The 12,005-nt window shown below is 69.2% G+C and carries 8 protein-coding genes and 2 tRNA genes; 4 read left to right on the top strand and 6 right to left on the bottom strand.

Features of this window, described 5'->3' with window-relative positions:
• Positions 1–12 precede the first annotated feature (12 nt).
• Both ACTJIL_RS08595 and ACTJIL_RS08590 read left to right on the top strand, forming a co-directional pair.
• Positions 13–89 (top strand) — tRNA-Pro (locus ACTJIL_RS08595).
• A gap of 538 nt (positions 90–627) precedes the next feature.
• Positions 628–1,689, top strand: coding sequence for a TraB/GumN family protein (locus ACTJIL_RS08590; protein ID WP_440755110.1), 1,062 nt, complete (start codon positions 628–630; stop codon positions 1,687–1,689).
• 30 nt (positions 1,690–1,719) lie between these two features.
• On the opposite strand, the gene dxs is transcribed toward ACTJIL_RS08590, so the two are convergent.
• The 5 genes from dxs to ACTJIL_RS08565 form a co-directional block, all read right to left on the bottom strand.
• The gene (dxs, locus tag ACTJIL_RS08585) at positions 1,720–3,627 is read right to left on the bottom strand and encodes a 1-deoxy-D-xylulose-5-phosphate synthase (protein WP_440755109.1); all 1,908 of its coding nucleotides are present in this window, start codon (positions 3,625–3,627) and stop codon (positions 1,720–1,722) included.
• A 189-nt stretch (positions 3,628–3,816) separates the two neighbouring features.
• Positions 3,817–4,911, bottom strand: a complete 1,095-nt coding sequence (locus tag ACTJIL_RS08580; protein ID WP_440755108.1) for a hypothetical protein — start codon at positions 4,909–4,911, stop codon at positions 3,817–3,819.
• 225 nt (positions 4,912–5,136) lie between these two features.
• Positions 5,137–5,811: an HNH endonuclease gene (locus ACTJIL_RS08575; protein ID WP_440755107.1), complete on the bottom strand. Its 675-nt coding sequence runs from the start codon at positions 5,809–5,811 to the stop codon at positions 5,137–5,139.
• Positions 5,812–6,002: 191 nt separating this feature from the next.
• On the bottom strand, positions 6,003–7,793 hold the full coding sequence (locus ACTJIL_RS08570) for an acyl-CoA dehydrogenase C-terminal domain-containing protein (protein WP_440755106.1): 1,791 nt from the start codon (positions 7,791–7,793) through the stop codon (positions 6,003–6,005).
• Positions 7,794–7,865: 72 nt separating this feature from the next.
• Positions 7,866–8,348, bottom strand: a complete 483-nt coding sequence (locus ACTJIL_RS08565; protein ID WP_440755105.1) for an LEA type 2 family protein — start codon at positions 8,346–8,348, stop codon at positions 7,866–7,868.
• 190 nt (positions 8,349–8,538) lie between these two features.
• On the opposite strand from ACTJIL_RS08565, the gene ACTJIL_RS08560 reads away from it, so the two are divergent.
• Both ACTJIL_RS08560 and ACTJIL_RS08555 read left to right on the top strand, forming a co-directional pair.
• Positions 8,539–10,323: an amidohydrolase family protein gene (locus ACTJIL_RS08560; protein WP_440755104.1), complete on the top strand. Its 1,785-nt coding sequence runs from the start codon at positions 8,539–8,541 to the stop codon at positions 10,321–10,323.
• Positions 10,324–10,351: 28 nt separating this feature from the next.
• Positions 10,352–11,824: an amidohydrolase gene (locus ACTJIL_RS08555; protein WP_440755103.1), complete on the top strand. Its 1,473-nt coding sequence runs from the start codon at positions 10,352–10,354 to the stop codon at positions 11,822–11,824.
• An 84-nt stretch (positions 11,825–11,908) separates the two neighbouring features.
• Here ACTJIL_RS08555 and ACTJIL_RS08550 read toward each other — a convergent pair.
• Positions 11,909–11,984 (bottom strand) — tRNA-Phe (locus ACTJIL_RS08550).
• Positions 11,985–12,005: the final 21 nt, after the last annotated feature.

The raw sequence follows: 12,005 nt of genomic DNA, 5'->3' as shown, positions 1-12,005 counted from the left end.
TCCGCACCCAACCGGGGTATAGCGCAGCCTGGTAGCGCACTTGTCTGGGGGACAAGTGGTCGTCGGTTCGAATCCGGCTACCCCGACCAAATCTGGTTTTGAAATCAGCGGCTTGTGAGCATCCCTCGCAGGCCGTTTCTTGTTTACACCCTATCGCCACCCTATTGGGGAAAAGCGCTGGGTTCGCAAGCTGGCTGGGCGCCGTGTGCGACTGCCCTTGGGTGCGAATGTCCTCCGGCCTCGGCCTGCGGCCGACGCCTCCTCCTTGATTTCGCACCCAAGGGCATTCGCACCCGGCGTTCCGACTTGGCCGGTGGTTTCACAAGCGCAAGGCAGGAACTTGGCCTTTTTCGGCATGCCTGCGATTCGGTAGGCCCGTTGTGCCGGCAGGCCTTCGGGGCTAAATCAAGGAGGAGGCGTTCGCCGTCAGGCGGATGCCGGAGGACATTCGCTCCGAAGGCCTGCCGGCCGCGTCGGGGCCCATCAGATGGCGGCAGAGCGTGCAATCGAACAAGAAGCATGAGCCGCTCCCATCAGTCGGGAGAACAATCTTTCTTCCCTGGGTCCCGTCAAACGACGCCAGCCGGTTACGTTCATACAATGACGCATTCCGCCGCGGGAGCTGCCATGCGTTTGATCTTTCGCCATCTCGCATTGCTCGCCTGCCTTGCGGTGTGGCCGGCGCATGCGCAGTCCGCAAGCCCGCTGCAGGCCACGTCCCCCGAGCCCGATGGCAAAGCGACGTCGCCGGCAGCCGCTGCGCAGGATCCGGCAGCGATCGTCGACATGGACACCGTCGTCGTCTCCGGCGCGCAGCCCGGGCCAAGCATGTGGAAAGTGTCGAAGGGCGACCATGTGCTCTACATCCTCGGCACGCTGTCACCGCTGCCAAAGCGCATGGAGTGGATGTCGCGCGAGGTCGAGGACACCATCGCCCGATCGCAGGCGGTGATCGCGCCGCCGTCGGTGGTGATGAAGGCCGACGTCGGTTTCTTCCGCGGTCTGATGCTGGTGCCGGCGTTGCTCAGGGCGCGCAACAACCCGGACGGGAAGAAACTGCGGGAGGTGGTGTCGCCGAAACTGTACATGCGCTGGGAGGTGCTCAAGGCGCGCTACATGGGGCGTGACCGCGGCGTCGAGAAGCGGCGCCCGATCCTGGCCGCGCAGGAGCTCTACGAGGCGGCCATGCGCAAGTCCGGACTGACGCTCGACGATGTCGTGGGCAAGGCGGCAAGGAAGGCGGCGAAGCTCGCCGACGTGCCGGTGGTGCCGGTCGAGGCGACGCTGGTGATCGATGATCCGAAAGCAGCGCTCAAGGAATTCAACAAGAGCACGCTCGACGACACCGAATGCTTCGCGCGCACGATGGCGCGGATCGAGACGGATCTGGACAACATGCGCGCCAGGGCCAACGCCTGGGCCACGGGGGACATTGAGGCGCTGCGCACGTTGCCGTCCCACAACCAGTACGCTGCCTGCGTCGATGCGATCACCGAAACCGGGCTGGCGAAACGGCTCGGCATCGCCGATCTGCCAAAACGTGCGGGCGACGCCTGGATCGCCGCGGCAGAGCGCGCGCTGGCGGACAACCAGACGACCTTCGCGATGCTGCCAGTGGCCGGGATCATGGCACCGGACGGCTTCCTCGAACGGCTGCGCGCAATGGGCTACGAGGTACAGGCGCCCTGAGTCCCAGGCGCCGGAACGTGGCGCTGCCGATCAGCCGATCGCGCGCGCCGATGCCGCTGGTTTGGCGAGTCCAGGCCAACGCGCGAGCAGCGAGGCGCGGATGCCGGCGACGTCGAGCCCGGCTTCGGCCAGCAGGTCCTCGCGGCTGGCGTGGTGCTGGAATGCATCGGGCAGGCCGAGATGCAGGATCGGCAGGGTGGCGCCTTCGGCCGCGAGCAATTCGGCCACGCCGCTGCCCGCGCCGCCGGCGACCACGTTGTCCTCGAGCGTCGCGAAGCCGTCGTGCGACTGCGCGAGTTCGAGCACCAGCTCGCGGTCGAGCGGCTTGACGAAGCGCATGTTGACGACCGTCAGGTCGAGTTCCTCGCCGAGCTGTTCCGCGGCCGGGACCATCGCGCCGAACGCGAGTAAGGCGATGCGCGAGCCGCGGCGACGCAGCTGCGCCTTGCCGATCGGCAGGGTGTCGAGCGCCGGCTGCACCGCGACGCCAGGGCCGCTGCCGCGCGGGTAGCGCACGGCGGCCGGGCCGTCGAAGCGGAAGCCGGTGGAGAGCATCTGCCGGCATTCGTTCTCGTCGGCGGGCGCCATCACCACCATGTTCGGCACGCAGCGCAGGTACGACAGGTCGAGGTTGCCGGCATGGGTCGCGCCGTCCGGGCCGACCACGCCGCCGCGGTCGATCGCGAACAGCACGTCGAGATTCTGGATCGCGACGTCGTGCACCAGCTGGTCGTAGCCGCGCTGCAGGAACGTCGAATAGATCGCCACCACCGGCTTGGCGCCCTCGCAGGCCATGCCCGCGGCGAGCGTCACCGCGTGCTGCTCGGCGATGGCGACGTCGAAGTAGCGATCGGGATACTCCTTGCTGAAACGCACCAGGCCGGAGCCTTCGCGCATCGCCGGGGTGATGCCCATCAGCGTGTCATCGGCGGCTGCCATGTCGCACAGCCAGTCGCCGAATACGTCGGTGTAGCTCGGCTTCTTCGCGCCGGCCTTCGCAACCACGCCCTTGTCGGGATCGAACGGCGACACCGCGTGGTAACCGATCTGGTCGCCCTCGGCGAGCTCGTAGCCCTTGCCCTTGGTGGTGATCACGTGCAGCAGCTGCGGGCCCTTGAGCTTCTTCAGCATCTTCAGCGCAGCGACCAGCGCCTTGACGTCGTGGCCGTCGATCGGGCCGGTGTAGTGGAAGCCCATTTCCTCGAACAGCGTGGACGGCACGAACATGCCCTTCCAGTGCTCTTCCCAGCGGCGCACGAACTTGGCCGCCGGCTTGCGCTTGTCGCCGAGCAGCTTCTTGCCGCCTTCGCGCAGCGCGTTGAGGGTGTGGCTGCCGGTGGCGCGGCCGAGCATCTTGGTCAGGCCGCCGACGTTCTCGCTGATCGACATGCGGTTGTCGTTGAGGACCACCAGCAGGTCCGGTTCCGGGTCCATGCCGCCGGCATGATTCAGCGCCTCGAAGGCCATGCCCGCGGTCATCGCGCCGTCGCCGATCACCGCCACCACCTTGCGGTCGTTGCCGGCGCGCGCATTGGCGATGGCCATGCCGAGCGCGGCGGAGATCGAGGTCGAGGAATGGCCGACGCCGAAGGTGTCGTATTTGCTTTCCTCGCGCTTCGGGAACGGCGCCACGCCGCCCGATTGTTTGACGGTGTGGATCGCGTCGCGTCGCCCGGTCAGGATCTTGTGCGGATAGGTCTGGTGGCCGACGTCCCAGACGATGCGGTCGTCGGGCGTGTCGTACAGCGCGTGCAGGGCGACGGTCAGTTCGATCACGCCGAGGCCGGCGCCGAAGTGGCCCCCGGACTTGCCGACCGACTCGATCAGGTAGGCGCGCAGTTCATCGGCGATCGCGGGCAGCTCGGCTTCGTCGAACTGGCGCAGGTCGGTGGGGGAGTCGATGCGCGAAAGGCGCGGATAGCGCGAAGAGTCGATCATGTGCGTCATTTTCCCCTCCACCGTCGTGACGGGCAAGGCAAACCGGCTTTTGCGCAGGCTGCGGCGCGCAATGGTGTGTGTCGGCGTCGCGGCCCGGGCGGCGGGCGCGTCGGAATTGCGCGGAAAGGCCGCGCCGTGGAAAGCATGAACCGGCGTCCCGGAAGCGGCCGCCGGGGCGATTGCGCGGCCCTATTTGCCGCGCAGGCGCCCGAACAGGCCGGTCGGCCTGGCCGGTTCGACCGGTTCGGCAGGCACGTCGGGAGCGAGGTCGGCGAACCCGGTGGCGAGGCTGGCGTTGACGAAGTCGGCCACGTCGGCCACCGGCATGCCGCTGGCCTCGGCGATCTCCGGCAGCGTCGCAGGCCCTTTCATCATCGCGGTGGCGATGCGGAAATGCTTCGGGTACTCGCGTTCGGTCTGCGGCCACTTGTTGAGCCGGTAGCGGCCCTCGGGGTCATGGCCGGGCAGCAGCGCGCCCTTGCCGGCCAGCAGGGCATCGAGCCATTGCAGGCGCTGCAGCGGTTGCGCGGCGCCGGCGGCGGCGCTTTCGCGACTCCAGGTTGCGTCGTCGACGTCCTCGAAGTCTTCGCGCCGTACCGTCGCCTTGAAGGCCGCGGCCAAGGACTTGAGTGCCGCCGGGCCGTGGTAGCTGCGTGCGGACGGGTCGATCAACAGGGCGGCGCCGCCGCCACTGCGATAGCGCACGCGGCGATCGAGGGCGCCAGGGGCGAGCCAATCGCCCAGGCGCTGTTCGTGCGGCGTGGCCTGCGCCGCGACTGCGACCGCCTCCGGCGTGGCGGGCTTCGGGGCGGGTTCGGCAGCCACGACCGGTTCGGGCTCGGCAAGCGCGGGCGCATTGGCGGCGTGCTCCGCCGGCGCCGTGGCAACGGGCGTCGCGACCAGCGCGATTTCGGCGGGCGCGGGAGGCGGTGCCACGGCAGGCGCGGTTTCGGCAGCGGACTCGGGGACGGAGACGCCACGCTGGATCGCGATATCGCGCAACAGCGCCGAGAACGAATCGCTGTCGAAGGGGCGTCCGAGCCGGAAATCGGTTTGCGTGCGCTGCGCCGTGGTCAGCCCGATCACATGCTTGCCGGCGGCATGCAGGCGCAGCCAGCTCATCGGGCCATACATACTGTCCATGTCGACCATGATGTGCTCGGCCTCGGTCTCCGGCACCAGTTGCCACAGTCCGCCGACCCGCGCGTTGGCGTGGATGAAGGAGGCCTTCAATGCGGTTTCGGTGGCCGGATCCATCCCGGTCAGGCCAAGGGTCAGTGGCATCGTCGCAGTCCGGCGTTTAGCAGCCCACGAGTGTTGCCAAGTGCGCGGCGCGCGTCAACGCGCGTGCAGCGGCAACTTGTTGCCCGTGCGCGTCAGTTGCTGCCGCGGGTGTGGCCGAATCGGCTCGGCAGCCGAAAAAAATGAGACGCAGGCCCGCACCGGACATGGGTCTGGCGACCTCTGCGGGCCGGGGTGGCCGGCGCCGGGCATCCGGGCGTGGTGTCGTCAGGCGCTGAAGCGGCGCGAGCGCCTGGGGAGATGGTTCTTCAGGAAAGCCATCTGGTCGGCGAGGATGTTGCGGTTGCTCAGGATCAGGTGCTCGATCCAGCTTGGCCGGTACGGCACCGCGAGCAGCGGCATCGACGCCTGCTGCGGCGTGCGCCCGCCCTTGCGGGAGTTGCAGTGGAAGCAGGCGGAGACGACGTTCTCCCAGATGTCGCGCCCGCCCTGCGACAGCGGCTTGACGTGGTCGCGCGTGAGCTGCTGCCGGCCGCAGTCGCGTCCACAGTACAGGCACAGGTGCTGGTCGCGCGCGAACAATGCGGTGTTGGTAAGTGCCGGGGTGGGGGCGAGGGCGTGTGAACGGGCGTGGCCGCGCGCTGCGATGATCGGGTGCAATGGCTGGACGCTGCGTTCACCGCTGAAGCGGTTGGTGCCGCCGTGCACGACCAGGCAGGGCTCGCCGAGTGTCCATGCCACCGCGTCGCGCGCATACAGGCAGGTGGCGTCCTGCCAGCTCATCCAGTCGAGCACGCGGCCGTGCGCGTCGAGCGAGAGCAGGCGCACGGCATCGAGTCGTGCGGGGCGTGTGTCCGGGATGCGATGGGTCGAAGCGGCGGCAGCCGGGTCCGCGAGGTCCCCGGTCCGGATCAGGCGAAGGTTCGCTCTGTCGGTCTCCATCGGGCACCCAGCTTATACCCAATTGTTTACGTTTTGGTAACCGGCGACCGCTGCAACCGCAGGTCGAGGCAACGCCCCCGACGCCTTGCGCGATGCCTTTCGCAGGGCTGCCGGGTTGCCACGGAACGTCGGAGACATGGCCCCGACCTGCGGCGTTCGCAGAGTGCGGGGTGTCGCGGGCGCAGTCCGGCCTACGCGTCGAACCGGTCGGCGTCCATCGCCATCAGCGGCGCCGCGCCGCTGTCGATCGCAGCCTTGTGCGCGAGCGTGCGCGGCAGGATGCGGGCGAAGTAGAAGCGCGCGGTCTCGCGCTTGGCATCCTTGAACGCCTGCGACTGCGACGAGGCATCCGCGGCGGCCACGCTGCGCGCCCACCAGTAGGCCAGCGCCATGTAACCCGAATAGAACAGGTAGTCGTATGCCGCCGCGCCCACCTCGTCGGCGTCCGCCATCGCGCGCTTGCCGATCGCCAGCGTCAGCGCCTGCCACTCGCCGGCCCTGGCGCGCAGCGGTTCGACGAACTCGCGCAACGCCTCGTCGCCTTCATGCGCCTTGCAGAACTCCTCCACCATGCCGAGGAATACGCGCAGCCCGGCGCCCTGCAGCTGCATCGTCTTGCGCCCCATCAGGTCCAGCGCCTGGATGCCGGTGGTGCCCTCGTACAGCGTGGTGATGCGGGCATCACGCGCGAGCTGCTCCATGCCGTGCTCGGCGATGTAACCGTGGCCGCCGAAGCACTGCAGCGCGTGGTAGGTGCACTCCACGCCCCATTCGGTCAGGCAGGCCTTGACGATCGGGGTGAGGAAGCCGAGCAGGGCGTCGGCGCGCTCGCGTTCGCCGGCATCGTCGCCATGGCCGACGATGTCCACCAGCGACGCGGCGTGGTAGCCGAGCACGCGACCGCCTTCGACCAGCGCCTTCTGCGTCAGCAGCATGCGGCGCACGTCGGGGTGGACGATGATCGGATCGGCCGGTTTGTCGGGGAACTTCGGCCCGGTGAGCGAGCGCATCTGCAACCGTTCGCGGGCATAGCGCAGCGCGTTCTGGTACGCGCGATCCGCCAGCCCCAGCCCCTGCAGCCCCACCGCCAGGCGCGCGGTGTTCATCATGGTGAACATCGCCATCAGGCCCTTGTTCGGCTCGCCGATCAGCCAGCCCTGCGCGTCGTCGAAATTGATCACACAGGTCGCCGAGCCGTGGATGCCCATCTTGTGTTCGAGCGCGCCGCAGCGCACCGCGTTGCGCTCGCCGATGTTGCCGTCGCGGTCCACGCGCAGCTTGGGCACGATGAACAGCGAGATGCCCTTGCTGCCGGCGGGGGCGTCCGGCAGCCGCGCGAGCACCAGGTGCACGATGTTGTCGGTGAAGTCGTGGTCGCCGGCGGTGATGAAGATCTTGGTGCCGGTGATCGCGTGGCTGCCGTCCGCCTGCGGCACGGCGCGCGTCTTGAGCAGGCCCAGATCGGTGCCGCAATGCGGCTCGGTCAGGCACATGGTGCCGGTCCAGCGGCCGTCCACCAGCGGCTTGAGGAACACCTCCTGCTGCCAGGCTTCGCCGTGGTGCAGCAGCGCCTCGGTGGCGCCGTGCGAGAGCAGCGGGAAGTTGCCCCAGGCCAGGTTGGCGGCGTCGATCATTTCCTTCATCGGCACCGCGGCGAGGTGCGGCATGCCCTGTCCGCCGAACTCGGCCGGCGACGCCAGCCCCGACCAGCCGCCGTCGACGAACTGCGCGTACGCTTCCTTGAAGCCCGGCGGCGTGGTGACCGCGCCGGTGGCCTTGTCGTAGCCGCAACCCACTTCGTCGCCGACCCGGTTGAGCGGCGCCAGCACGGTTTCGGTGAAGCGCGCGGACTCGTCGAGGACCGCGTCGATGATGTCGCCGGTGGCCTCGGCGAACCCCAGTCGCGCGAACAGCGCCTCGGCGCCGAGGACGTCGTGGAGGGCGAAGCGGATGTCGTGCAGCGGTGCCTTGTAGGTGCTCATGCGGGGATCGTGTTCCAGGTTCGGGTCGGGGGAGTTCGCGCGCGCGGCCGCAGCGAAGCGGCCGGGCTGGTTCTACCGCAGCACGCCGGGCAGCCCGGGGACCGGGTTCAGGCCGCTGGTGCGCTTGATGTCGAAACTGCGCGCGCCCTTGTCTTCGGGCACCACCTGCAGCGTGCCTTCGAGCGCGTAACCGATGCCGTGGTTGCCGCCGAGCGCGTCGGCGATCGCGATGCGCGCGGCCGATGTCGGCGCGTGGGTCAGGGTCACCACGTCGGCCGATTCCGGCCCGATCGAGATGCCTGCGTTGCCCTGCAGCGTGCCGGCCGGCTGGTCGCCGAGTGTCATTGCCAGGCTGATCGCGTCGAAGCGCATCGGGATGCTGCTGTAGTTCTGCAGGCGCAGGTCCACCGACCAGCTGCCGTCGGCGCGCACGGTCAGTTGCTGGATGCTGGCACTGGGCTCGGACACGCGCCGCACCGGGCCGCCGCCGCAGGCGCCGAGCAGCAATGCCGTGGCTGCAGCGAGAAACAGGAACGACAACCAGCGACGATGCATGCCTGACCCCCTTGATGTGCGCAGAGGACCGGAAAATACCACGGCGTATGGGGTCGAGGGCGAAGCCGGAGGTCGCCTCGCCGGTGAAGGGCAGGCAAGATCGGGATGGCGGAACCGGATCCGGCGCTTTCGCGCGTCGCAAGGAATGAGGAGCTTCATGGCAACGATGGCTGTTCGAAACGGTGTGAGGATGCATGCGGTCGCCGCATGCCTGCTGCTGGCGTTGTGCGCCTCGCCGGCATTGTCCGTTGCGGCGCAACCGGCCGCGACGCTGATCCGGGACGCGACTGTCTTCGATGGCACCGATCGGCCGCCATTCGGCGCGGACGTGTTGATCGTGGATGGCCGGATTGCGTCCCTTGGGCCGGAGCTGCCGGTACCGGCTGGCGCGACCCTGATCGATGCGCAGGGGAAGGCGCTGCTGCCGGGCCTGTTCGACGTGCACACGCACTGGACGCCCAATGGCAGCCCGGCGACGTTTCCGGAAATCGCCAACGCCTACATCGCAGCCGGCGTGACCACGGTGAACGACTTCCACGAGGCGCCGGAATCCTACGCGCCGCGGCGGGCATGGCTGCAGACCCTGGCCGCGCCAGACGTGCGTTTCGCCGCGCGCATCAGTACGCCGTTGGGCCACGGCGCCGACTGGGCCGACCAGGCCACCACGCGCTGGGTCAACTCGGCGGAGTCCGCGCGCGCGGCGGTCGACGGCGTCGCCGCCTACAAGCCGGACTTCATCAAGGCCTTCACCGACGGCTGGCGTTACGCCAACGCGGCGGACAACACCAGCATGGGCGAGGACACGCTCGCGGCGCTGGTGCAGGAGGCGCATGCCAAGGGACTCGAAGTCCTGACCCACACCGTCACCGTCGAACGGGGCAAGCAGGCCGCGCGCGCCGGCGTGGACGTGATCGCGCACAGCCTGCAGGACCAGCCCGTTGACCAGGAACTGATCGACCTCATGCGCGAGCACGGCACCCGCTACGCGCCGACGCTGGCGGTCTACGAGCCGGTGAAGATGGGGAGCAAGCGCCCCGCCGATCCCGCGGACAAGGTGGTCGCGCAGCGCGCACGGAACTTCGACAACGCGCTCGCCAACGTGCGCGTGCTGCACGAGGCCGGGGTTCCGGTCGTAGTGGGCACGGATGCAGGCATGCCGGGGACGCCGCACGGCGCCGCGACCCTGCACGAACTCGAATTGCTGGTGCGCGCCGGGCTGTCGCCCGCCGACGCGCTGCGCGCCGGCACGTCCGCCAGCGCCGCGGCGCTAGGCCTCGACGACCGCGGCACCGTCGCCGTGGGCAAGCGCGCCGACCTGGTCCTCGTCTCGGGCCGGCCGTGGGAGACGATCGGCGATATCCATCATGTCGAGCGCGTCTTCATCGCCGGTCGCCAAGTTGCCGGCCCCGGCACCCGGCTTCCGCCAGGCAACGCGCGCACCGTGCTGCCGGCGCTGCGCATCGCGCCGCTGGTCGACGATTTCGAGCAGGTCTCCGGGCGCACCGCGCTGGACACGCTGCGCACCGACGAGGCCGACGGCGGCAACGACCGCACCGTGCAGGTCACCGAAGTCGTCGCGCGCGAGGACCAGGGCCATGCGTTGTCGATGCAGGCGTGGCTGTCGCACCAGGACTGGGCCCGCGCGGGCGTGTTGTTTCCGCTCAGCCTCGGCGCGGTGGCGCCGGTCGACCTGCGTGGATACCGCGGCCTGCGCTTCGAGATCCGCGGCCGCGGTGCGCTGCAGGTCGAGTACCGCGGCCTGTCCGATGCACGCTGGGCGCGCGACATCGCGGCAGGGCCGCGATGGACGACGGTCGAAGTGCCGTTCTCGCAGCTGCAGGGCCTGCCGCCGTACCGGCGTGAAGGGCCGGTGCCCGCATGGTCCGGCGACGACGTGCTCCAGGTCGGCTTCATGGCCAGGGGCGAGCTTGGCAGCAAGGTATGGTTCGAACTGGACAACATCCGGTTCTATTGACCATCCGCCCGCACCTGGACCAGGACTAATGAACAGGAAGGCCTTGTTGTCTCATCGCTGGCTGCCGTGGATGTTGTTGGCCTGCATCGCCACGCCTGCAATCGCGCAGCAGGCCGGCGCTGCCGAAGACCAGGTCCTGCAAGCCGTGCAGCGCGACGCGTCGCGGCTCGATGGGCTGGCGCATGCGCTGTGGGCGCATCCCGAGCTTGGCTATCTCGAAGTCGAATCGTCGCGACGGCTGCAGGACGAGTTGCGGCAAGCGGGCTTTGACGTGCAGGCCGGCGTGGCCGGCATGCCGACCGCCTTCGTTGCCCGCGCCGGCCGGCGCGGCAACGGCCCGGTCATCGCGCTGCTCGCGGAAATGGATGCATTGCCGGGCATGTCGCAGGCGGCGGTTCCAGTCCGCCAGCCGATTCCGGGACAGGATGCCGGCCAGGCCTGCGGCCACAACCTGTTTGGCCCGGCGGCAGTGGTCGCCGCGCGTGCGATCAAGGCCTGGCTCGATACCAGCGGCCACGATGGCGAGATCCGCGTGTACGGCACGCCGGCGGAGGAGGGCGGCTCGGGCAAGGTGTTCATGGTCAAGGCCGGTCTGTTCGACGACGTCGACCTTGCGCTGCACTGGCATCCTGCATCCACGAACTCGGCACGCCAGGACGGCAGCCTCGCCAACATCAGCGGCAAGTTCCGCTTCCACGGCATCGCCGCGCACGCCGCACTTGCGCCAGACCGCGGCCGTTCCGCGCTCGATGGCGTGGAAGCGCTGGACTTCATGGCCAACATGATGCGCGAGCACGTGCCCCACGGCACCCGCATCCATTACGTCATCACCGACGGCGGCGAAGCGCCGAACGTGGTGCCGGAAACCGCCGAGGTCTACTACTACGTGCGCCACGCCGATCCGGCCGTCGTGCGCGACGTGTTCGCCCGGCTGCGCAAGGCCGCCGACGGCGCCGCGGCCGGCACCGGCACCACGGTCGAATTCGAGCCCACCGGCGGCGTCTACTCGCTGTTGCCCAACGACGCCCTCGGCCAGGTGGTCGATGCCGCGCTGCGGCGCGTCGGTGGCGTGCCCTACGACGCACGGGACATCGCATTCGCCACCCGCCTGCAGGAGAGCCTCGACCGGCGTCCGCCGCTGGCCGATGCGCAACAGGTACAGGCCTATGGCGTGGACGGCCCGGGTTTTGCGTCCACCGACGTCGGCGACGTCAGCTGGACCGTGCCGACCGCGGGGTTGAGTACCGCGACCTGGGTTCCCGGCACGCCCGCGCACAGCTGGCAGGCGGTCGCGGCATCCGGCCATGCGATCGGCAACAAGGGCGCGCTCAATGCCGCCAGCGCGCTGGCGTTGTCGGCGATCGCGCTGTACGAGTCGCCGGACACGATCCTGCAGGCGAAGGCGGAGTTCGACAGGCGCCGTGGCGCCAGCTTCCACTATGTCCCGTTGCTTGAACGCGACGCGCCGTCGCTGGACTATCGCAAGGGGCTGGCGCGGTAGCGTGGCGTCGCGTGTCCCCGGGTAGCCATCCACTGGCCACGAAAAAGGGCCGCGAGGGCCCTTTTGCAAAAACCACATGATTTGTGGTGGCCGGGGAGGGAATCGAACCCCCGACACGGGGATTTTCAATCCCCTGCTCTACCAACTGAGCTACCCGGCCGGAACGCTTCGGCGCTGGGCC

The organism is Luteimonas sp. 22616 (assembly GCF_052044325.1).
GTDB lineage: Bacteria > Pseudomonadota > Gammaproteobacteria > Xanthomonadales > Xanthomonadaceae > Luteimonas.
Note: the sequence above shows the minus strand (reverse complement) of the source record. Positions and strands in the feature narration are given on the sequence as shown.